Origin of the sequence: Bradyrhizobium sp. SZCCHNR1043, assembly GCF_032489675.1 — a bacterium.
In the GTDB taxonomy this organism is placed as follows: domain Bacteria; phylum Pseudomonadota; class Alphaproteobacteria; order Rhizobiales; family Xanthobacteraceae; genus Bradyrhizobium.
On sequence record NZ_JAUEYN010000013.1, the window covers coordinates 121,144 to 142,782 of the forward strand.

The following is a 21,639-nucleotide window of genomic DNA, read 5'->3' on the forward strand; positions in this document are numbered from 1 at the left end:
GTCAAACCGTCAGCGCCCGCCAGCGCGTGTCGCGCGCGGAGGGGCGGCGGTGCAGGCGGGCATCGAGCAGGTCGCGTGCCTGGGCCAGCGCGCCGCTGCGGATCAGCGCCAGGATGTAGGTGTCCTCGATCACCTCGCGCTGCGCGTGGCTGCCGCCGATGCGGGGGAGATCGCCGATGACGGGCGCAAGCTCGCGCGCGCATCCGCGCCAATTGTCATCGGCGAACGCACGCAGCGCCCGCAACATGTGCGGCACGATGCGCCCGGCCGGCAGTCTGCCCTCGGCCTGCCGCCGCTCGATCGCGGCAAGGCGTCCCTTGAGCGCGGCGCTGTCATGCGTCGCTGCCGCGATCATCACCAGATGCATCTCGGCGAAGGCGAGGGTCGAACCCGTGAAGCGCGTGCTCGCATAGGCCGCCGTGTCGGCCCATGCGTTGGGCGGCACCGTTTGCTCGTCAGCCATCAGCCGCCACAGCAGCGAGGCGCAGTCGGACAGGGTGTTGAGTGGCGGCGCCGAGTCCATCGTCGGCACCAGCACGTCGGTATAGACCGCCAGCGCCTTGTCGGCATCGCCCCGGTCCAGCGCGCCGAGCGCCTGGTGCCAGCAGATATGGCCATGCAGCATTCCCGTGCGGTCATAGTCGCCGATCCACCCCGCGACGAGCGCATCGGCCTCGTCCACCGCGCCGTCCTCGAACATCGCATGCAGCAGCGCATGCACGGCGTAGGCGTTGTGCCGGCGCAGCGCGAAGCTGCGCTCGGTGACGGCGCGGCCCTTCGCCAACTCGCCGGCCTCGGTCAGGGCCCAGCCATGGTTGGACATGAACCACCAGTCCTCGCCATAATCAGCGGCGAAGCGGTCGCAGAGGTCGCGGCGGGCGGCATCGTGATCGGCGCGGCCGGAGAAGGCGAGCAGGCCGAAAGCGCCGAGCGGGAGCGCCATGATCATGGCGTCCCGCGGCCAGTTCGCCAGATGCGCCAGGGTCGATGTCAGCGCGTCAGTGCCGCGTCCCTCGATGGCGAGCACCAGGGTCGCGACATGGCTCTGCTCGCGCGGGGTGCCGCGCTTGGCAGCGAGGTCGCGGGCGCGTGCGATGGTCTGCAGCGCCGCCTCGCGCTGCATGTAGATCGCGTGGATGCGGGCACGCGCCGCGTGCGCCAACGCGAACTCCGGATCGAGCATGATCGCCCGCTCGAACGCGTCAGTGGCCCCGGGCCAGAATGCGAGCAGCAGATCCATGCCCTCGCGATAGGCTGCGGCCGCGTCAGTGGAGGCGGTCGACAGTGGCAGGCCGTAGCGATCCTCCTCCATCTCAGCCCACCCGCGGCCTGCGGCCCTCGATCGGATAGGCCGGATCGTTGTAGCCGGGCGTCGAGGCGTGACCGGTCACGACCAGCCGGTCGATCAGCGCCTCGTCGTCGGCGGCGAAGGGATAGTCGAGCGCGCGGATGTAGTCGTCCCATTGCGCTTCGGTGCGCGGACCCGCGATCACGGAGCTGATGAAGGCGGAGTTGAGCACCCAGGACACGGCGAACTGTCCCGGCGTGAAGCCCTTCGTCTCGGCGTGACGCTTGATCTCCCGCGCCAGCTTCAACGATTCGGGCCGCCACTCGGTCTGCATCATTCGCGTATCGTTGCGGCCGGCGCGGGTGTCCTTGTCCGGCGGCGCATCGGGGCTGTATTTTCCGGTGAGCACGCCGCGCGCCAGCGGGCTGTAGGGCACGACGCCGAGGCCGTAATAGCCGCAGGCCGGCAGGTGCTCGACCTCGGGCATCCGGTTCATCGCATTGTAGTAGGGCTGGCTGACGACAGGGCGGTCGATGCCGACTGCGTCGCAGAGATTGCAGATCTCGGCGAGCCGCCAGGCGCGGTAATTGGAGACGCCGAAATAGCGGATCTTGCCGGCACGCATGAGATCGCCGATCGCGCGCACGGTTTCCTCGAGCGGCGTCGCGTGATCTTCCTTGTGCAGGTAGTAGAGGTCGATGTGCCCGGTGCCGAGCCGCCGCAGGCTTTCGTCCGCGGCCTGCAGCACCCAGCGCCGCGACAGGCCGGCGCGGTTGGGATCGTCGCCCATCGGGTTGGCGAGCTTGGTGGCGACGATCCAGCGGTCGCGCTCGCGCGCAATGGCGCGGCCGACCACCTCCTCGGAAGCGCCCTTGTTGTAGGCATCTGCGGTGTCGATGAAGTTGATGCCGGCGTCGCGCGCCTTGGCGATGATGCGGGCGGATGTCGGCTCGTCGGTGGGACCGCCGAACATCATCGTCCCCAGGCAGATCGGCGACACCTTCAGGCCGGAACGGCCGAGCTGGCGATATTGCATTCTTGCCTCATTTCAAACCGTCACCACCGCGGGCGAAGGGGATACGATAACTCTCTCAGCGCGTCATTGCGAGCGCAGCGACGCAATCCAGGGCCGGGTCGGGACTCTGGATTGCTTCGTCGCTGCGCTCCTCGCAATGACGGAGAGGCGAGATCACGGCTCACTCGCTCTTCAGAATCTTGAACACACCCGAGGCCATCGCGATCACGCGATGTCCGGCCATGACCTCCGTGGTGATGAACACCAGGCTGCGGGTGATCCGCACCACATGCGGCCGCGACACCAGGGTCTCGCCGATCTTGCCGGACTCGACGAAATGCGTGTCGAACTGGATCGTCGCCATGTGCTCCTTGCCCGCGGCGTAGCGGGCCGTCATGCCGCAACTGCGGTCGGCCAGCGTCATGATCACGCCGCCCTGGACCAGGCCGCGGCGGTTGTGATGCTTGTCCTCGGTGACGATGGCGTACTCGTGGACACCGCCGACGACCCGCTGCCACAGCGGGCCGATCAGATGCAGGAAACCGGAGGTGTCGACGATCTCCCAGCCGTCGGACGTCATCCTGGCCGCGGCTGATTTCGTCATCGCTGAAGACCCTTCCCGTTGTGGCCCGAGCCGGCCTGGAGGTCGTTTCATCTGTCGCCGGCCTGGTGTAGTCAAGCTGCATGCCGATGCCGTTCGACGATGCCACGAGGCGGAAAATCGCAAGCTGCTGCGCGGGCTTCGTGCGGCTGGAGGCGACTGTGGCGGCGGCCTCGCTGAAGCGCGCGGCGGTGGTGATCGCGCTGGCCCCGCACCACGAGACCGGCAACACGGCGCTGCTGCTCACTCTGCGTGCTGCAGGGCTGCGCAGCCATGGCGGGCAATGGGCGCTGCCGGGCGGACGCTGCGACGCCGGCGAAACGACGGTCGAGGCCGCGCTGCGCGAGCTCACGGAAGAGCTCGGGCTGGTCCTGGCGCCGGATGCGGTGCTGGGCCTGCTCGACGACTATCCGACACGGTCGGGCTATCTGATTACCCCCGTCGTCGTATGGGCGGCCAATGGCCGCACGCTGCGGCCGAATCCAGACGAGGTCTCCTCGGTGCACCGGATCGGCCTCGATGCGATCACGGCGGATGACGCGTTCGATTTCACTGCGATCCCCGAGAGCACGCGGCGCGTCATCCGTTTTCACGCCCGCGAGGGTCTCATTCACGCGCCCACCGCAGCGCTGATCTATCAGTTCCGCGAGGTCCTGTCCGGCCGCGACACCCGGGTGCACGAGCTGGAGCAGCCGGTGTTCGCCTGGAAGTAGCCGCCGTTTCGGCTACAAGGGCGGCATGCTGCATCAGCCGATTCGCACCCTTGCCCTGATTCTCGCCTGCGCCGTTTCCGGCGCGCTGCCTTTGCTGGCCGCGGAACCCGGCTCACCGGTCGCGCCGCGCGAAGCTTTGGCGCAGATGGCATCGCCGGCTGCGATTGCGGAGTATCGGCGCAAACTCGCCGAATATCAGCAGGCGCGGGCGGAGTTCGACCAGGAGGCGGGCGCCTATTGGAAGGCGATCGCCGACAAGCGCCGTGCGCGCAATGCCAAGCGCCGCGACCGCCAGCCGATCGGGCTCGACGACTATGTGCTGGAGCAGCCGCCGGTCTACACCGGGCCGAAGCGGCCGGTGAACCCCGAGCCGGAACCCGAGGGCGAGCCGCGCGAGCGCAAATACATCCCCGTGGTCGCCGACCTCGTGAAGGCGGCACAGGAGCATTTCCAATGGTCGCCGCAGCGCCCCGCCAACGACATCGATTTCAAGCGCGCCTATGCGCGCTTCGCCGCGGCGTCGGGGCTGACGCGCGAGCAGGCGGTGCGGGTCTATGCCTTCGAGACCGGCGGCAACGGCAAGCATGACTCGCAATCGGGCTTCAAGGGCAACCGCGCGATCTCGACGGCGATCGGCTACAATCAGCTCTTGACCACCAACAGTGTCGAGCTGCTGGCAGAGCAGGGCCCGCTGTTCATCCGCCTGCTCGGCGAACGCGTGGCGCAGACGTCCGGCCCGGCGCGGGGCGCGATGGAGCACAAGCTCGCGGTCCTGAAGAAGATGGTCGCGATTGCGCGCTCCGTGCCGGACGACTGGTCGGCGCATGAGAAGATCGGCAATACGCCGCAGGGGTGGGCCATGCATGCGATGGTGCTCGACATCGACGTCGGGCCGATGCTGCAGACCCACAAGCTCTTGACCTCGGTGCTGTTCGCGCGCGCCAAGGGCTACACCCGGCCGCTTTCCGCCGCCGAGCTCGAGATGATGAATCTCACCGGGGACGGCACCGGCTTCGACATGGTGACGATGCCGCTCGAGATGCGCGATCAGGTTCCGACCGCCAACTTCTTCCAGCGCGGCGGCTATGAGCGCAATCCGGTCGCCGTTCGCCACAACACCGTGGCGAAGCTGCTTGCGGTGACGGATGCCAGGATGGACTCGCTCAGCGGCCTGCCCGGCGCCAAGGAGCTGGCGGCGGCGTTCTGAGGCTGCGCTCGCTCGCCTTCACTCATCCGCGCCGAACGAGAAGCTGCCGTCGCCGTCGAGATAGGGGGCCGTCCGCATGTAGAGCTGACCGTTCTGGCCGACGAAGAACAGCGTGCCCTTCGGCACCTTCTTGGCGCCCTTGAGCAGCATGTCGGCGTTCTTGGTGCCCATCTTGTAGGCGAGCGTCTTGCCATCCTTGCCATAGGCGTAGCCCATGTCGGGCTTCAGCTCCCACGGCTCCGGCGGTGCCGCGCGCGCCGCGCTGGTCAGTGCGCCCAGCGCACCGAGGGCGATAAGGGCTTTCAGAACCGGGCTCTTCATGTCCTCCTCCAATCGATGTCGTCTCGAACAAATCGCGAACGATGAGGCAGCGTCAACGTCGCCCCGTCGCAGCGCAGTGATCGTTGGCGGATTTTTAAATTCGCCGATCTCGCGATTATCCTGCAGCGTGGTTTAGAAACATAGGCCAAGAAAACACTTTGGGGATGATTCGGATGAGCCTCGTCACGAAGATCGGTTGGGTTGCGGCGTTGTCGCTGGTGACGTTGGCGTCCGCCCGGGCCGACGACTTCAAGCTGTCCAACAACCAACGCATCGCCTGCAGCCGCGGTCTCTCCGCCGGCAAGCTCAATACGGCCGTCTGCAAGTCCTACGCCTACCTCTTCAACGTGAAGACCTCGGAATATTTCCGCTGCCAGGTCTCACTGTCGCTGACCCGGGACAACAAGGAGGTCATCAACGTCCAGACCGACGGCGGCTGTACCAGGAAGCCGCGCGTGTTCGACACTGATTCCAAATACGAGTTCGACGCCACCGAGACCGAGCCGGCGAACACCAACTCCTTCTTCGGCAATGGCGGCTACTCGATCTGGGTGGCGGATGCGACCCAGCAGAAGGTGCGCGGCTGCATCACGATCTCGTCCGGGCTCGGCTCGGACATCTCCAAATGCCTCGACATGACGTTCCAATGATCGGTGGCCCCGCGAGGGAGGCGGCCCGCCGCATTGGGCTGCACCTGCGGTTCAAGCTGGTGATACTGTCAATGTAAGATTGAACGCGGGGCGCATCGGTCCCGGCCTTGCGCCGTGGGAGCGGGAGCGGCCGGTGCGCCAGTCCTTCGGATGGGTTGACCCAGCGCCCGCAGCCGTCCAATTTGCGGCAAAATCAATGGGAGGATCCATGCGTTTCTCGACATTCTCTGGCGCTGCAACCGGTTTCATTCTGGCAGCCGCCTGCCTGCTCGCGGCGCCTGCGGCGCAGGCGCAGAGCTTCATCAACGTGCTCACCGGCGGCACGTCGGGCGTCTACTATCCGCTCGGTGTCGCGATCGGGAAGATCTACGGCGACAAGATCCCCAATGTGAAGACCCAGGTGCAGGCGACCAAGGCCTCGGTCGAGAACCTGATCCTGCTGCAGCAAGGACGCGGCGAGCTCGCCTTCGCGCTCGGCGACTCCCTGAAGGCCGCCTGGAACGGCGAGGAGGAGGCCGGCTTCAAGTCCAAGCTGGACAAGCTGCGCACGATCGGCGCGATCTATCCGAACTACATCCAGATCGTCGCGACGGCCGAGTCCGGCATCAAGACGCTGGCCGATCTCAAGGGCAAGAGCCTGTCGGTCGGCGCGCCGAAGTCCGGCACCGAGCTCAACTCGCGCGCGATCCTCGCCGCCGCCGGCATGAGCTACAAGGATCTCGGCAAGGTGGAGTATCTGCCCTTCGCCGAATCCGTCGACCTGATGAAGAACCGGCAGCTCGGCGCCACCTTGCAGTCGGCTGGCCTCGGCGTCGCTTCGTTGAAGGATCTGTCGACCTCGTCGCCGATCACGGTGGTGTCGGTGCCGAAGGAGGTCGTCGAAAAGATCGGTGCGCCGTTCGTGGCGGCGATCATCCCGGCCAACACCTATACCGGCCAGGACAAGGACGTGCCGACCGCGGCTGTGATCAACTATCTCGTCACCAGCTCGGCGGTATCAGACGATCTCGCCTACCAGATGACCAAGCTGATCTTCGATTCGCTGCCGGAGCTCGCCAATGCGCATGCCGCCGGCAAGGAGATCAAGCTGGAGACAGCGGCGCAGGACAGCCCGGTGCCGCTGCATCCGGGCGCGATCCGCTACTACAAGGAAAAGGGCATCCTGAAATAAGGAGCTGCTCGCCCGGCCTTCCTTGCAGGCCGGATCATTCGCAACCGGCTGCGCGGGAAGCCCTCCGCGCAGTCTTGTCGTTCAGGTGATTGCGGCCATGGTCAGCAGCGCCTGATGGGCGCGTTGGGGGGATCATGACGATTGAAGCCGTGAACATGGAAACGCCGGTCAAGGTCGAGTTCGACAATTTCGAGCACGGCTTTCCGGAAGGCTTCGGCCCCGGCCGCTGGGGCTATCTCGCCTACGGCATCGGGCTCGCCTTTGCGATATTCCAGCTCTACGTCGCCGCCTTCAACTATCTGCCGAGCCAGGTCGTCCGCGGCGTCCATGTCGGCTTCCTGCTGCTGCTGACCTTCGGCCTGATCGGCAACTTCACCGCCAAGACCGATGCGGGGCGCTTCGCGGGCTGGACCATCGGTGCCATCGGTTTCCTCTGCGGGCTGTACCAGTGGATCTTCTATGCGGATCTGATCGCGCGCGACGGCGATCCGACGCGCACCGATCTCGTGGTCGGAACCCTGCTGGCGGTACTGATCTTCGAGGGCACGCGCCGGCTGATGGGGCTCGCGCTGCCGCTGATGTGCGGCGCCTGCCTGTTGTACTGGTTCTTCGGCCAGTATCTGCCGGCGCCGCTCAACCATCGCGGCTATGATTTCGATCAGGTGATTACACACCTCTCCTTCGGCACCGAGGGCTTCTACGGCGTGCCGATCTACGTCTCGGCGACCTACATCTTCCTGTTCATCCTGTTCGGCTCGTTCCTCGAGCATGCCGGCATGATCCAGCTGTTCACCGATGTCTCGCTGGGCCTGTTCGGGCGCACCCGCGGCGGGCCTGCCAAGGTGGCGGTGTTTGCCTCCGGCATGATGGGCACGATCTCGGGCTCGGGCGTCGCTAATGTCGTCACTGTCGGCCAGTTCACGATTCCGCTGATGATCCGGTTCGGCTACCGCCGCGCCTTTGCGGCCGGCGTCGAGGCCACCGCGTCGATGGGCGGCCAGATCATGCCGCCTGTCATGGGCGCGGTCGCCTTCATCATGGCCGAGACGCTGGGAGTCGACTACTCGGTCATCGTCAAGGCGGCCGTGATCCCGGCCATCCTCTATTTCGCCTCGGCGTTCTGGATGGTGCATCTGGAGGCCGGCAAGCACGGCCTGACCGGCATGAAGCCGTCGGAGATTCCGAGCGCCTGGAGGGCGCTGGTGGCGCGCTGGTACCTCGTGCTGCCGCTCGCCGCGCTGGTCTACATGCTGTTCGAGGGCTTCACGCCGCTGTATGCGGGCTCGATGGGACTCGCGCTCACGGTGGCGCTGATCCTCGGCACCTCGATCACCATGGGCTTCTCCAACCAGGTGCTGCGCTACGTGTTCTGGATCGGGCTGGCGCTCGTCGTCGGCGCGCTGTCGCGCAACGGCCTGCAGATCGTGCCCGTCGCCGCCGTCGTCGTCGCGCTCATCGTCATCACCGGCTTCGTGCGCGGCGGCATGGGGACCTTGCACGCCTGCCGCGACTCGCTCGCCGAGAGCGCGAAGTCGGCGCTGACCGTCGGCATGGCCTGCGCCATCGTCGGCGTCATCATCGGCATGATGACGCAGACCGGCGTCGGCTCGATCTTCGGCAGCTGGGTGATCGGCCTCGGCAAGACCAGCCTGTTCGCGGCGCTGATCATGACCATGCTGCTGTCGATCCTGCTCGGCACCGGCATTCCGACCATCCCGACCTACATCATCACCGCGGCACTGGCGGCCCCTGCGCTCGCCAAGCTCGGCGTGCCGCTGATCGCGAGCCACATGTTCGCGTTCTACTACGGCATCATGGCGGACCTCTCGCCACCGGTCGCGCTGGCCGCGCTGGCGGCGGCGCCGATCGCCAAGGAGAATCCGGACAAGATCGGCTGGGAGGCGATGCGGATCGCGCTCGCCGGCTACGTCATTCCCTTCATCTTCGTCTACTCGCCGGCATTGATGCTGCAGGCCGGCGACCCGATGGAGGCGCAGCTCGGCTTCCTGGGCGCGGTCGTCTATGCGAGCGTCAAGGCGCTGATCTCGATCGGCCTGTTCGGCATGGTGGCGATCGGCTTCCTGTTCACGCGTATGACCGTGATCGAGCGTCTGCTGGCGTTCGTCGCGTCGGTCTGCCTGCTCGGCGAATTTCCCTACAGTGACGTGCTGGGATTTGCACTGGCGGTGGTGATCGTGGCGTGGCAGTGGCGGCAGCGGCCGCCGGCTGCCGTGGCGGCCTCCGCTTGAGCCTCTGCCTCGCCTCATCAGGTGTGGTGAAGGCGCTGACCCTCGCCGGCTTCACTTTGGCCTGGACCCACTCGGTCGAGAAGACCGCGTGGCAGGAGGACTGGCGCGTCACGTCTGACGGTCTCGAACTGGTGCAGGCGCGCGTCAAGGGCTCTGGCGCGGGCATGGAGCCGCCGCCGGAGGCGCGGCTGGTCGACGGCTGGTTCCAGTGGCAGACCCAGCGGGGGCCGCTGTCGCGGATCGTGCTCGCCAATTCCGGCGCGGCCGGCGAGTGGCGCATCTGTACAGAGGGGCAATGCCGGACGCTGTCGGACATCTTCGGCCATGACATCGGCGCAGCGACCATCACGATGAGCGCCTGTAACGAATAACGAACGAACGACGGGAGAACGCGATGGATCGTCTCGAGGGCAAGGTGGCGCTGGTTGTGGGCGCCGGCTCGATCGGACCGGGCTGGGGCAATGGCAAGGCCACGGCCGTGACCTTTGCCCGGCACGGCGCCAAGGTGTTCTGCGTCGACCGCAACAAGGACGCCGCCGCGGAGACCGCCTCGATCATTTCAGGCGAAGGCGGGCAGGCCGAGGCGTTCACCGCCGATGTCTCGAAGGCCGTCGAGGTCGAGGCGATGGTGAAGGCCTGTGTGGCGGCCTATGGCCGCATCGACGTGCTCGACAACAATGTCGGCATTGCCGAGATGGGCAGCGTGGTCGATGTCGATGAAGCGGAATGGGATCGCGTGTTCGCGGTCAACCTGAAGAGCGCCTATCTTGCCATGAAGCACGTCATTCCAGTGATGATCGGGCAGGGCGGCGGCTCCATCATCAACATCTCCTCGGTGGCCTCGATCCGCCAGGTCGGCATTTCCTATGTCAGCTACGGCGCCAGCAAGGCGGCGATGAACCAGATGACGCGCACGACCGCGGTCGAGTTCGCGCCGAAGCACGTCCGCGTCAATGCGATCCTGCCCGGGCTGATGAAGACGCCGATGGTCGAGCACTCCGCTGGGCTGGCTGCGAGCTACGCCAAGGGCGATGTCGAGGAGATGTGGAAGAAGCGCGATGCGCAGGTGCCGATGGGGCATATGGGCGATGCCTTCGACGTCGCCAATGCCGCGTTGTTCCTCGCCTCCGACGAGTCGCGCTATGTCACCGGCACCATGCTGGTGGTCGATGGCGGGTTGACCTGCAGGAGTTAGGTCTCGCCGCTCTCGTCATTGCGAGCGAAGCGACGTGTCCGCCGTAGCTCGAAGAGCGAGGGCGGAAGCAGTCCGGAGTCTCTCGGGAGCTCTGGATTGCTTCGTCGCCTTCGGCTCCTCGCAATGACGGTGGTGTGGAACGGCTTTGTCTTGTTGAGGGCTATTGTGCCATCGCCAGCATACCGCCCGCGAATGCATGCCATGCCGAGGTCACGCTGATCGGCCAGTTCAGGAGCTTCACGGCGATCAGCGCGAGCCCGCCATAGACGTAGACCGGGTGGACACGTCCGAACGTGCCGCGGTCGTGGATGATGGCGACGACGAGCAGCAGGTAGGCGACGAAAGCCGGCGGGATCGTTACGAACACCGGCGGCGGGCCGAGCGGGCCGGGCGGCGCCAGGAATGTCAGGAACCAGCGCGCCACGGCGGCGTCGAGCAGCGAGATGCCGGCGAGCAGCATCAGCCGCTTGTGCGTTTCCGGCCGGCGCAGATGGACAACCGCGAGCGTAAAGACCACGGCAAAGAAGGCGATGCCGCTGAGCGGCACGATGGCAAAGGCGATGCCCTCATTGACCTGCCCCATTGCCGCAGAGCGCTTCATCGCCTCGATGGCAACGAGGAAGCCAAAGATCGTCATCGCCGTGGCGAGCGATACGCCGAAGATGCCGAGCGAGCGGTGCCGCGCCGTGCGTCCGGATGCGGCAAGCCAGCTCTGCAGCGCGAAATACAGAGTCCAGGTGAAGAACAGGAAGCCGTGGAAATGAATCACGGGCGCGCCGGAGAATGAGCCGCGGGCCAGTGGCAGCCAGTAGGTCGGTGCGAAGCCGATGATCGCAATGGCCATGCAGGCCAGAGCCATGTTGAAATAGAAATAGCACGCAGGGGACGCAACGACGCCGCGTGCGCGCGAATTGTCGGTCAGAATAGTCATGCGGTTGTGTCTGCGGGGATCGCAACAGGTTCAAATGGCGACCGAGGGCATCGCCGGGGGCGCGCATCCACAACATCGCGAGGGGAATGCGCGGCACGACCACACGCATTTTTGTCGGGGCCGCAATCAGCTCGCGAGCGCCCGTTCGCAAGGGGCGCCTTCTGCAGGAAAGGACTGTCGCACCGCGGCTGCCGCTGTATAGTTGAAGTCGCCGCGGCGGCGGTTACGCCCCGCGCGCCGTGCCGGATCGCCCACGACCTGAGAGAGCCATCTGCCTTGACCGCATCCGTCTCCTCATGGGCTGCAGCCGATCGCCGGGATGGGATGCTGCGCCTTGCCGCGCTTGTCACGCTCGGATGGCTGGTCTCGACCCAGGCCCATGCGGTCGGCGCGGCCGAGCCCGGCAAGGAGCCGGCGGTGGATGCCGGTGCCTGCATGGCGGCCTCGGAGGCACGCGATGGCGACAAGGTGCTCACCGAGTGCGGCGCCGTGATCGACAATCCCAAGGCCGCGAGGGCCGATCGCATCAACGCGCTGATCGCGCGCGCCTCGATCTTCATCACCAGGGGTGAGATCGATCGCGCCATCGCCGATTACGGCGTTACCTTGCAGCTCAACCCGACGCTCGCCAGCATCTTCAATGCGCGCGGCGAACTGCATCGCAAGAAGGGCGACCGTCCGAAGGCGCTGGCCGATTTCGCCGCGGCGCTGCGGCTCAATCCGGATCACGCCAGCGCCCGCAGCAACTACCACGCACTCGCAGTGGAGCTCGAGCGCCTGGGCGCGCAGATGGCCGTCGCGGGCCGGCCCAGCTTCAATTGCGCCATGGCGCGGCGCGCCGTGGAGAAGGCGATCTGCGCCGATCCGGAGCTCGCCAATCTCGATCGCGAGATCGACGGCGCGCAGGCCCGCGTCGTTCGCGAGGCGGCCGGCCCCGCCGCGGCACGCGCCCTGCAGCGCGAGCAGGACGCGTTCATCGCGCGGCGCAACGCGGGCTTTGGCAGGCCTGGCTACGATCTCAAGAAGGCAATGCAGGACCGCCTGCGGCGGCTGAACGGCGTCGACGGCTATTAGCCATCGGCGTGGCCGCTTGAACCGGGTTCCGTCCGGAGACGACAACGGGGGAGATCAGCATCTCAACCCGCAACAGTCGGAATTCGAGCCGAGTCCATGCCGATGCACGCTTTCATTCGTTCGATTTCATCCCGCTCGTCCTACCTCGCGCTGGGTCTTGCAGCCGGGCTTGTCCTTGGCCTCGGAGCCTTGCCAGCATTCGCCTCGGACCCCGAATGCGCTTTGGGCAGCAAGGCGCCCCCGTCCGAACTCATCGCCGCCTGCTCGACGGCAATCGAGCAGGCATCGGGTTCGCCGAAGGATCAATCCATCGCCCTGGTCGCCCGTGCCGACGCCCGTGCCCGCACCTCCAGCGGCCTGACCCAGGCCCTGAAGGATCTCGACCGTGCCATCGCGCTCGACGGCAAGAATGCGCGCGCCTATCGGCTGCGAGGCGACCTGATGCGCGAAGCCGGTGGCGATGCCGGCAAGGCGGCGGCCGATCTGAGCATGGCGATCTCGCTCGATCCGAATGACGCCGAAGCCTATGAGCTGCGTGGCGTTGTCCATACCGAGCAGCGCCGTCTCGATCGCGCTCTGGCCGACTACGACCAGGCGATCCGGCTGAAGCCCGACTACGCGCAGGCCTATGCCGACCGGGGCGTCGCCTTCTACCTGCGCGGCGACAATGAGAAGGCCGTGCGCGACTATGACGAGGCGATCCGGCTCGACCCGGAACGGCCGCGCACATTCACCAATCGTGCCGCGGCCTACAAGAAGCTCGGCCAGATGGACAAGGCGCTGGCCGATGACGACGAGGCGATCCGGCGCGATCCGAAGGTGTCGGAATATTACGACAATCGCGGCCTCACCTACGCCGCCATGAAGGAGTACGACAAGGCGATCGCCGACTATGACCAGGCGATCAGGATGGAGCAGCGGGCAAATTTCTTCACCAATCGCGGCGATTCCCATCAGTTCAAGAACGAACTCGGCGCGGCGCTCAGCGACTACGACGCCGCGCTGCGGCTCGATCCGAATTTCGCGCTCGCCTACAACAACCGCGCGGTGTTGTTCAAGAAGATGGGTGAGCGCGCCAAGGCGCTGGCCGACTACGAGGCGGCGCTGCGGCTGGATCCCGGTAACGACAATGCCATTGCCGGCCGGCGCGTCATGCTGGCCGAGATCAAGAAGTTCGGCGCCGAGCCGCCGCGTCCGTTGAACGCCCCGTCGGAGCGCAGCGGGCCGTCCTTCGACTGCGCCACCGCCGTACGCGAGGTCGAGAAGGTCATCTGTGCCGACCCGCAGCTCTCGGTGCTCGATCTCGGCATTTCCGAAAGCTACGCCCGGCTGCTGAAATCCTCGCGCGGCCGCGCCGCTGCCGAACTGCGCAGCAGGCAGCGTGACTTCATCGCCGAGCGCAACGCCCGCTTCGGCAAGCCGGGCTACGACCTTCGTCTAGCCCTGCAGCGTCGCCTGGATACCCTCCGCGACGCAGCGCATTGATCCGGCCCGGAAAATGGCCCGGACGTCCGGCCCGCCTGATCTGGATCAATTCATGACGGCTTGAACTGTCGCTTTGTCCCGTGACAATAGTCGGGAATAAACACAGATCTTGGGGAAACGTCATGAGCGCTGCGAGCCGCTATCACGAGGTCCATGCACGGTCGCTGCAGGACCCCGAAGGGTTCTGGGCCGAGGCCGCCCGCGCGATCGATTGGATCGAGCCGGCCAAAAAGATCTTCGATCCGTCGATGGGCGCCTATGGCCGCTGGTTCACTGGGGCCGTCGTCAACACCTGCTACAACGCGCTCGATCGCCACGTCGCCGCCGGCCGCGGCGAGCAGTTGGCGCTGATTCACGATTCGCCGCTCACCAGCTCGGTCACCAAGCTCACCTATGCCGAGATGCTGAAGGAGGTGCAGACGCTCGCCGCGATCATGCAGGATTTCGGCGTCGGCAAGGGTGACCGCGTCATCCTCTACATGCCGATGGTGCCGGAAGCGATGGTCGCGATGCTCGCCTGCGCGCGCATCGGCGCGGTGCATTCGGTCGTATTCGGCGGCTTCGCGGCCAAGGAGCTCGCCACCCGCATCGACGATGCGACGCCAAAGCTCGTGCTATCGGCGAGCTGCGGCATCGAGCCCGGCCGCATCGTGCAATACAAGCCGCTGCTCGACCAGGCGATCGAGCTCGCCGACAACAGGCCCAAGGCCTGCATCATCCTGCAGCGTCCCGAGCATGTCTGCGAGCTCAAGCCCGGCCGCGATTACGACTGGGCCGCGCTGCGGAAGTCCGCGCTCGCCAATGGCAAGGCGGCGCCGTGCGTGCCCGTGCTGGCGACCGATCCGCTCTACATCCTCTACACGTCGGGCACGACCGGCAAGCCGAAGGGCGTGGTGCGCGACAATGGCGGGCACCTCGTCGCGCTCAAATGGTCAATGGAGAATCTCTATGGCATCAAGCCGGGCGAGGTGTGGTGGTGCGCCTCCGACATCGGCTGGGTGGTCGGCCACAGCTACATCATCTACGGCCCGCTGATCCATGGCGCGACGTCGGTGATGTATGAGGGCAAGCCGGTCGGCACGCCCGATGCCGGCGCGTTCTGGCGCGTCATCAGCGACCACAAGGCGGTGGCGCTGTTCACGGCGCCGACCGCGTTCCGCGCCATCCGCAAGGAGGATCCCGAAGGCACGTTGCTGCGCAAATACGATTTGTCACAGTTCCGCACGCTGTTCCTCGCCGGCGAGCGCGCCGACCCGCCGACCGTGGAATGGGCCGAGCAGCAGCTCAAGGTGCCGGTCATCGACCACTGGTGGCAGACCGAGACCGGCTGGTGCATCGCCGGCAATCCGGTCGGCCTTGGCCTGTTGCCCGTGAAGCACGGCTCGCCGACGGTGCCGATGCCGGGCTACCAGGTCGACATCGTCGACGAGGCGGCGAGGCCAGTGCCCGCCAACACCATGGGCTCGATCGTGATCAAGCTGCCGATGCCGCCGGGCTGCCTGCCGACGCTGTGGCAGCAGGAGGATCGCTTCAAGGAGTCCTATCTCAGCGAGTTCCCCGGCTACTACAAGACCTCGGACGCCGGCTACAAGGACGAGGACGGCTACGTCTTCGTGATGGGCCGCACCGACGACATCATCAATGTCGCCGGCCACCGGCTCTCGACCGGCGGCATGGAGGAGATCCTGGCCTCGCATCCGGACGTCGCCGAATGCGCCGTGCTCGGCATCAAGGATGCGATCAAGGGTGAGGTGCCCTGCGGCTTCCTCGTGCTCAAGGCCGGCGTCTCGCGCAGCCCGTCTGTGATCGAGAAGGAAATCGTGGCGCTGGTGCGCGACAAGCTCGGCCCCGTCGCTGCGTTCAAGCTCGCCATCACCGTCGGCCGGCTGCCGAAGACGCGTTCGGGCAAGATCCTGCGCGGCACGATCAAGAAGATCGCCGACGGCGAACAATGGAGCATGCCGGCCACGATCGAGGATCCCAAGGTGCTCGAGGAAATCGGCGAGGCGCTGAAGAGCCGCGTCTGACGCGGCGCCGCTGAACGTGCCCCGGGCTTGACCCGGGCGCCCATTGTCGTCAAGCAACGGCCGAGACCAGCCCGATTGACGAGAATGGAACGTTCGATGCGACAGACCTCCGCCCGCTTGGCCTTGGTGCTGATGGCCGTATTTTCGCTCACGGCCTGCGCCTCCCGCAACCAGGGCCCTGCAGTGGCGCTCGGCAATGACGATGACGATGCGGTCTGTCAGGCCGGCGGCAAGGTCGCGCCGGGCTCCGCCGAATATGTCGCCTGCCGCAAGGACCGCGACGTGCAGCGGCAACGCGCCGAGGCACGCGCCGATCGCCGGCAGCGCGATCTCGGCGAATACATGATGAACCATCCCGATCGGCCCTGAGCGCACGTGCAAGCGCCTCTCATGGCGCGTGACTTCGATGCAACAGTTGCGTGACATCGGCACTGCAACAATGCCGATTGATTGAGATCAAATCCAAGTCCATGGCGTCCCTGCCACATCTGCGACCGCAAGGCGCGGCTGTGCCCGCGCAAATGTTGCTCAAGGGTGGCTATGGGGACTTCGATGAACAGAATCTTGAAACTTTCGTCGTCGCTGCTGGTGCTGGCGGCGATCTGCGGAGCCATGGGCTCGGCGCAAGCAGCCGACCTGCAGGCGGCGCCGGTCTACACCAAGGCGCCGGTGGTCGAAGCGTGGAATCCGTGGATGCTTCGTGTGCGAGCGCTCGGCGTGCTGCCGGATGCCGGCGGCTCCAGCGTGAACGTGACCGGCGTGCCGGCGCTGTCGTCGCCGAACTCCGGCCTGTCGATCTCCAACTCGGTCGTGCCCGAGCTCGACATCAGCTACTTCTTCACCAGGAACATCGCGGCCGAGTTGATCCTCGGCGTCACGCGGCATTCCATCGGCGGCACCGGCTCGCTCGACGGTCTCAACATCGGCAAGGCGTGGCTGCTGCCGCCGACGCTCACCCTGCAGTATCACTTCACCGATTTCGGCGCCTTCAAGCCCTATGTCGGTGCCGGCGTGAACTACACGGTCTTCTTCAACCAGAGCGCCGCGAACCAGGTGTGGAACGGTCTTGCCGTCACCAACCTGCACATCTCCAACCAGTGGGGCGCCGCGGTCCAGTTCGGCTTCGACTACATGCTCGACAGGCACTGGGGCCTGAACGTCGACGTCAAGAAGCTGTGGCTGCAGCCGAACTACTCGGCGACCGTCAACGGTGCAATTCCGGTCACCGGCCGCGCCAACATCGATCCGTGGCTGGTCGGCGTCGGCGTCACCTACAAGTTCTGATTTTTTCAGTTCCTCCCAGACTGCCATGGCGCCGGCATCCCCGGCGCCATTTTTTTGGGAGGTTCGTTGGTCGCGGTCTCGGGCCTGACCACGGCTGTCGTCCCGGCCTTGAGCCGGGACCCATACGCCGCAGCGCGAGTCAGGAACGGAAGGCTTAGTCACAACCGGCTCGGGCAGTTGCGCGATCCTGTGGCTAGAGTCCCAGCGTTCGCCGGGACGACAGCGAAGGACGTGTCACGCGCCTTTGGCGATCGAGAGACGGACGCTCGCGTCCTACTCCTCGTCGTCCTGCTTCTTGCCGCCGATGGTCTTGAGCTTGGCGAACACGGCGTCGACGTTGAGATCGTCCTCGTCGCGGCCCGCCGGCTCGTACTCGTCCTTGCGGGTGGTCTCGGAGGCCGGGAGCAGGGTGGCGCCGCTGTAATTGGCGTCGAGCGGCTTTTCCTTGGCGGCACGCTGGACCTCGAAGTCGAGCTCGATCTGCGAGCACAGGCCGAGCGTCACCGGGTCCATCGGCGTCAGCGTCTGCGCATTCCAATGGGTGCGGTCGCGCACGCTGGCGATGGTGGTCTTGGTGGTGCCGACCAGGCGCATGATCTGGGCGTCCTTGAGCTCGGGATGGTTCCGCACCAGCCAGAGGATGGCGCTCGGGCGCTCGTGGCGGCGCGACACCGGGGTGTAGCGGGGGCCCTTGCGCTTGGGCTGCGGCGGCAGCACGACCTTGCTCTCCTGCAGCCGCAGGCGGTAATTCGGGTCGCGCTCGGCCTTCTCGATCTCCTCACGGGTGAGCTGCCCGGTCGAGATCGGATCCATGCCCTTGATGCCCTGGGCGGCGTCCCCGTCGGCAATGGCGCGCACCTCGAGCGGGTGCATCTTGGTAAAATCGGCGACCTGGTCGAAGGTCAAGGCAGTATTGTCGACCAGCCACACGGCAGTTGCCTTCGGCATCAGCGGGGCGTTGCTCATGGCAAATCTCCTTTGTGCTCCGCCCCGGCCCTGGAGGCGAAACCTGCGGTCATCGGCGATGACGGGAATTGGCCCTATATAAGCCGTCCCGGGGGCATGGCGCAATGGCCTGGAGAAAACGGCCTTGACAGCGCTCGAAAGCAGTCCCAAGTCCTACCCAAACCAGTGTCAGACCCAAGCTCCTCGCGTATCGACCGCCCCCGCTTGCCGGCCCGGGGGTCCGTGGTCGCCGAAACCAGCCCGCAAAGATCAGCTTAGACCAGCCCCATGGCAGCCAAACCAGACCTCAAAATCGTGCTTTGCTCGCCGCGCGGCTTCTGCGCCGGCGTGGTGCGCGCCATCGACACCGTGGAGCGGGCGCTCGCCATCTATGGCGCCCCGGTCTATGTCCGCCACGAGATCGTGCACAACAAATACGTCGTCGACAGCCTGAAGACCAAGGGCGCCATCTTCGTCGAGGAACTGGCGGAGATTCCCGACAGTACCAACGCACCGGTGGTATTTTCGGCGCATGGCGTGCCGAAATCGGTTCCGGCCGAGGCCCAGGCGCGCAATTTCTTCTCCCTGGACGCGACCTGCCCGCTGGTCACCAAGGTCCACCGCGAGGCGGCGATCCACTTCAAGCGCGGCCGCGAGATCCTGCTGATCGGCCATTCGCACCATCCGGAGGTGGTCGGCACCGTCGGCCAGCTTCCGGCGGGCGCCGTGACGCTGATCGAGACCGCCGAGGACGCGGCGACCTTCACCCCGAAGGATCCCAACAACCTCGCTTTCGTCACCCAGACCACGCTGTCGATCGACGACACCAAGGATATCGTCGCGATCCTCAAGGGCCGTTTCCCGAACATCTCGGGCCCGCACAAGGAAGACATCTGCTACGCCACCACCAACCGCCAGCTGGCGGTCAAGAAGGTGGCGCCGGTGGTCGACGCGCTGATCGTGGTCGGCGCGCCGAACTCGTCGAACTCGCAGCGCCTGCGCGAGGTCGCCGAGCGCGAGGGCTGCCCGATTGCCGTGCTGGCGCAGCGTGCCTCGGACATCGACTGGGCGCGCTTCGAGGGCATCAAGAGCCTCGGCATCACCGCCGGCGCCTCCGCGCCCGAGGTGATCGTCGAGGAGATCATGGGCGCCTTCGCCGAGCGCTACGTGCTTCATGTCGAGACGGTCTCGGCGGCGGAAGAGAACGAGTTCTTCCCGCTGCCGCGCTCGCTGCGGCCGGAAGCCGCGGCCGAGTAAAGGCGGCCCTGGCGGCCGCTCTTTTTGGTCCACCGCCGGCGCATCCGTCTTGAACGCGGCGCCCGCATGCGCGATGAAGGGCGCAAACGAGCCTCCCCGGTGATGAAGTTCGCGTCGGGGGAGGCGGGGCCGGCGAACTTCGAGAACCAGGACAGGGTATGGCGGTCTATACCGACGTCGCCGCCGACGAGCTTGCGGACTTCCTCAAGACCTACGACATCGGCGAGCTGCTCTCCTACAAGGGCATCGCCGAAGGGGTCGAGAACTCCAACTTCCTGCTGCACACCACCAAGGGCTCCTTCATCCTCACGCTGTACGAGAAGCGCGTGGCGGTGGACGATCTGCCGTATTTTCTCGGGCTGATGGCCCACCTCGCCGAGCGCGGCGTGAGCTGTCCGCAGCCCGCCCGCAACCGCGACGGGGCGGTGTATTCGAGCCTGTCCGGCCGGCCCGCGGCGATCATCAACTTCCTGGAAGGCATGTGGCCGCGCAAGCCGAACGTCACCCACTGCGCCGGCGTCGGCGCGGCGCTGGCGCAGATGCATCTGGCCGGACGCGACTTCCCGCTGGTGCGCGAGAATCCGCTCTCGGTGGCCGGCTGGCGGTCATTGTTCGCCCAGGCCGCCGACCGCGCCGACACGGTGCAGGGCGGCCTCTCCGCGCTGCTCTCCGCCGAGCTCGATCATCTCGGGCGCTCCTGGCCGACGCATCTGCCGGAAGGCGTCATCCACGCCGACCTGTTTCCGGACAACGTGTTCTTCCTCGGCGACAAGCTCTCGGGGCTGATCGACTTCCCGTTCTCCTGCAACGACATTCTGGCGTATGACGTCGCGATCTGCCTCAACGCCTGGTGCTTCGAGGCCGATCATTCGCTGAACGTCACCAAGGCGCGCGCCTTCTTCAACGCCTATGGCCGCGTCCGGCCGCTGTCGGAGGCCGAGCAGGAGGCGCTGCCGCTGCTGGCGCGCGGCGCCGCGATCCGCTTCCTGCTGACGCGGCTGGTGGACTGGCTCAACGTGCCTCCCGGCGCGCTGGTGAAGCCCAAGGACCCGCTCGAATATGTCCGCAAGCTGCGCTTCCACCAGGCGGTGACCAGCGTGCGCGACTACGGCATCGGTGGAGCCGTGGCGTGAGCGAGCATCCGGTCGTCAGCATCTACACCGATGGCGCCTGCTCGGGGAATCCGGGGCCGGGCGGCTGGGGCGCGATCCTGCGCTTCGGCGACAAGGAAAAAGAGCTCAAGGGCGGCGAGCCGCACACCACCAACAACCGCATGGAGCTGATGGCCGCGATCTCCGCGCTGGAAGCGCTGAAGAAGTCGTGCCAGGTCGAGCTCTACACCGACAGCCAATATGTCCGGCAGGGCATCACCGGCTGGATCCACGGCTGGAAGCGCAACGGCTGGAAAACCGCGGACAAGAAGCCGGTCAAGAACGCCGAGCTCTGGCAGCGGCTCGATGCCGCGCTGAAGCCGCACAAGGTCAATTGGCACTGGGTCAAGGGCCACGCCGGCCACGCCGAGAACGAGCGCGCCGATCAACTGGCGCGCGATGGCGTGGCGATGGCCAGGATGCAGAAGAACGTGCGGGGCTGAGGTCTTCTACGGTCGTGAGTTTGATCGTCGTTCCGGGGCGACGCGAGAGCGTCGAACCCGGAATCTCGAGGTTCCGGGTTCGCTTCGCGCCCCGGAACGACTGATCATCTGCAGCAGTGCGTGTTTACTTACAGCTGCCCGAGCAGGGTGTCGCCGCCGGAGACCTCGACCTTGCCTGGCGCGGCTTCGAGGTTCAGCTTGGTGACCTTGCCGTCCTCGACCAGCATCGAATAGCGCTTGGAGCGGATGCCGAGGCCGGCGCCGGAGGCGTCGAGCTCCATGCCGATCGCCTTGGTGAACTCGGCATTGCCGTCGGCCAGGAACACGGCCTCGTCGCGCTGGTCGGTGTCGCGCTTCCAGGCATTCATCACGAAGGCATCGTTGACCGAGACGATCGCGATGGTGTCGACGCCCTTGTCCTTCAGCGCATAGGCGTTGAGGAAGATGCTCGGCAGATGCATCTTGTGGCAGGTGCCGGTGTAGGCGCCGGGCACCGCGAACAGCGCGACCTTCTTGCCCTTGAAGATGTCGTCGGTGGTTTTGACCTGCGGGCCCTCGCCGGTCATGACGCGGAATTGGGCCTGCGGCAGCTTATCGCCAACCTGGATGGTCATTCGAGTTACTCCTTCCCC

Annotated in this window: 22 protein-coding genes; 15 read left to right on the top strand and 7 right to left on the bottom strand. The window is 66.2% G+C overall.

Annotation, left to right across the window (positions count from 1 at the left end; translation table 11 throughout):
- Nucleotide 1: 1 nt before the first annotated feature.
- The 3 genes from QX039_RS23070 to QX039_RS23080 form a co-directional block, all read right to left on the bottom strand.
- On the bottom strand, nucleotides 2–1,312 hold the full coding sequence (locus tag QX039_RS23070) for a tetratricopeptide repeat protein (RefSeq protein ID WP_315736100.1): 1,311 nt from the start codon (nucleotides 1,310–1,312) through the stop codon (nucleotides 2–4).
- Between the two features lies 1 nt (nucleotide 1,313).
- Complete coding sequence (locus QX039_RS23075) at nucleotides 1,314–2,324, bottom strand: aldo/keto reductase (protein ID WP_315736102.1); 1,011 nt, start codon at nucleotides 2,322–2,324, stop codon at nucleotides 1,314–1,316.
- Between the two features lie 160 nt (nucleotides 2,325–2,484).
- A complete protein-coding gene (locus QX039_RS23080) occupies nucleotides 2,485–2,907 on the bottom strand; it encodes a PaaI family thioesterase (protein ID WP_315736104.1) in 423 nt (140 codons plus the stop codon).
- A gap of 80 nt (nucleotides 2,908–2,987) precedes the next feature.
- Here QX039_RS23080 and QX039_RS23085 point away from each other — a divergent pair, with 80 nt between their 5' ends.
- Nucleotides 2,988–3,617, top strand: coding sequence for a CoA pyrophosphatase (locus QX039_RS23085; RefSeq protein ID WP_315736106.1), 630 nt, complete (start codon nucleotides 2,988–2,990; stop codon nucleotides 3,615–3,617).
- Nucleotides 3,618–3,642: 25 nt separating this feature from the next.
- The gene (locus QX039_RS23090; protein WP_315772687.1) at nucleotides 3,643–4,824 is read left to right on the top strand and encodes a hypothetical protein; all 1,182 of its coding nucleotides are present in this window, start codon (nucleotides 3,643–3,645) and stop codon (nucleotides 4,822–4,824) included.
- Between the two features lie 18 nt (nucleotides 4,825–4,842).
- Here QX039_RS23090 and QX039_RS23095 read toward each other — a convergent pair whose 3' ends face one another.
- Nucleotides 4,843–5,145, bottom strand: a complete 303-nt coding sequence (locus QX039_RS23095; RefSeq protein WP_315736110.1) for a hypothetical protein — start codon at nucleotides 5,143–5,145, stop codon at nucleotides 4,843–4,845.
- A 173-nt stretch (nucleotides 5,146–5,318) separates the two neighbouring features.
- Between QX039_RS23095 and QX039_RS23100 the strand changes: the two genes are divergently transcribed.
- The 5 genes from QX039_RS23100 (at nucleotide 5,319) to QX039_RS23120 (ending at nucleotide 10,410) form a co-directional block, all read left to right on the top strand.
- Complete coding sequence (locus QX039_RS23100; protein ID WP_315736112.1) at nucleotides 5,319–5,795, top strand: hypothetical protein; 477 nt, start codon at nucleotides 5,319–5,321, stop codon at nucleotides 5,793–5,795.
- A 208-nt stretch (nucleotides 5,796–6,003) separates the two neighbouring features.
- The gene (locus tag QX039_RS23105; protein ID WP_315772689.1) at nucleotides 6,004–6,966 is read left to right on the top strand and encodes a TAXI family TRAP transporter solute-binding subunit; all 963 of its coding nucleotides are present in this window, start codon (nucleotides 6,004–6,006) and stop codon (nucleotides 6,964–6,966) included.
- A gap of 155 nt (nucleotides 6,967–7,121) precedes the next feature.
- Complete coding sequence (locus QX039_RS23110; protein WP_315772783.1) at nucleotides 7,122–9,215, top strand: TRAP transporter permease; 2,094 nt, start codon at nucleotides 7,122–7,124, stop codon at nucleotides 9,213–9,215.
- Nucleotides 9,212–9,586 (top strand): DUF1850 domain-containing protein, encoded by a 375-nt coding sequence (locus tag QX039_RS23115; protein WP_315772690.1) that lies wholly within the window; start codon nucleotides 9,212–9,214, stop codon nucleotides 9,584–9,586. The genes QX039_RS23110 and QX039_RS23115 overlap by 4 nt, the downstream gene beginning before the upstream one ends.
- Nucleotides 9,587–9,609: 23 nt before the next feature.
- Nucleotides 9,610–10,410 (top strand): SDR family oxidoreductase, encoded by an 801-nt coding sequence (locus QX039_RS23120; RefSeq protein WP_315772692.1) that lies wholly within the window; start codon nucleotides 9,610–9,612, stop codon nucleotides 10,408–10,410.
- Nucleotides 10,411–10,570: 160 nt separating this feature from the next.
- On the opposite strand, the gene QX039_RS23125 is transcribed toward QX039_RS23120, so the two are convergent.
- Nucleotides 10,571–11,341 (bottom strand): hypothetical protein, encoded by a 771-nt coding sequence (locus tag QX039_RS23125; RefSeq protein ID WP_315772693.1) that lies wholly within the window; start codon nucleotides 11,339–11,341, stop codon nucleotides 10,571–10,573.
- A gap of 324 nt (nucleotides 11,342–11,665) precedes the next feature.
- Between QX039_RS23125 and QX039_RS23130 the strand changes: the two genes are divergently transcribed.
- The 5 genes from QX039_RS23130 (at nucleotide 11,666) to QX039_RS23150 (ending at nucleotide 17,211) form a co-directional block, all read left to right on the top strand.
- Nucleotides 11,666–12,415, top strand: a complete 750-nt coding sequence (locus tag QX039_RS23130) for a tetratricopeptide repeat protein (protein ID WP_315772785.1) — start codon at nucleotides 11,666–11,668, stop codon at nucleotides 12,413–12,415.
- Between the two features lie 102 nt (nucleotides 12,416–12,517).
- Nucleotides 12,518–13,900 (top strand): tetratricopeptide repeat protein, encoded by a 1,383-nt coding sequence (locus QX039_RS23135; RefSeq protein WP_409998897.1) that lies wholly within the window; start codon nucleotides 12,518–12,520, stop codon nucleotides 13,898–13,900.
- 122 nt (nucleotides 13,901–14,022) lie between these two features.
- Nucleotides 14,023–15,927: a propionyl-CoA synthetase gene (locus QX039_RS23140; protein WP_315772697.1), complete on the top strand. Its 1,905-nt coding sequence runs from the start codon at nucleotides 14,023–14,025 to the stop codon at nucleotides 15,925–15,927.
- Nucleotides 15,928–16,023: 96 nt separating this feature from the next.
- Nucleotides 16,024–16,296 (top strand): hypothetical protein, encoded by a 273-nt coding sequence (locus QX039_RS23145; RefSeq protein ID WP_315736121.1) that lies wholly within the window; start codon nucleotides 16,024–16,026, stop codon nucleotides 16,294–16,296.
- A 183-nt stretch (nucleotides 16,297–16,479) separates the two neighbouring features.
- Nucleotides 16,480–17,211, top strand: coding sequence for an OmpW family protein (locus QX039_RS23150; RefSeq protein WP_315736122.1), 732 nt, complete (start codon nucleotides 16,480–16,482; stop codon nucleotides 17,209–17,211).
- 273 nt (nucleotides 17,212–17,484) lie between these two features.
- Here the strand turns inward: QX039_RS23150 and QX039_RS23155 are convergent, their stop codons facing one another.
- A complete protein-coding gene (locus QX039_RS23155; RefSeq protein ID WP_315736123.1) occupies nucleotides 17,485–18,177 on the bottom strand; it encodes a DUF1013 domain-containing protein in 693 nt (230 codons plus the stop codon).
- Between the two features lie 267 nt (nucleotides 18,178–18,444).
- On the opposite strand from QX039_RS23155, the gene ispH reads away from it, so the two are divergent.
- From ispH to rnhA, 3 genes are all read left to right on the top strand, one after another.
- Nucleotides 18,445–19,413, top strand: coding sequence for a 4-hydroxy-3-methylbut-2-enyl diphosphate reductase (gene ispH / locus QX039_RS23160; RefSeq protein ID WP_315716301.1), 969 nt, complete (start codon nucleotides 18,445–18,447; stop codon nucleotides 19,411–19,413).
- A gap of 158 nt (nucleotides 19,414–19,571) precedes the next feature.
- Entirely contained in the window at nucleotides 19,572–20,546 is a 975-nt protein-coding gene (locus tag QX039_RS23165; RefSeq protein WP_315772699.1) for a homoserine kinase, read from the top strand.
- Nucleotides 20,543–21,007 (top strand): ribonuclease HI, encoded by a 465-nt coding sequence (rnhA, locus tag QX039_RS23170; RefSeq protein WP_315736125.1) that lies wholly within the window; start codon nucleotides 20,543–20,545, stop codon nucleotides 21,005–21,007. Before QX039_RS23165 ends, rnhA begins: the two co-directional genes overlap by 4 nt.
- Before the next feature lie 128 nt (nucleotides 21,008–21,135).
- On the opposite strand, the gene QX039_RS23175 is transcribed toward rnhA, so the two are convergent.
- Nucleotides 21,136–21,621 carry a peroxiredoxin gene (locus QX039_RS23175; protein WP_315758853.1) on the bottom strand — a complete coding sequence of 162 codons (486 nt, stop codon included), beginning with the start codon at nucleotides 21,619–21,621 and terminating at the stop codon, nucleotides 21,136–21,138.
- Nucleotides 21,622–21,639: the final 18 nt, after the last annotated feature.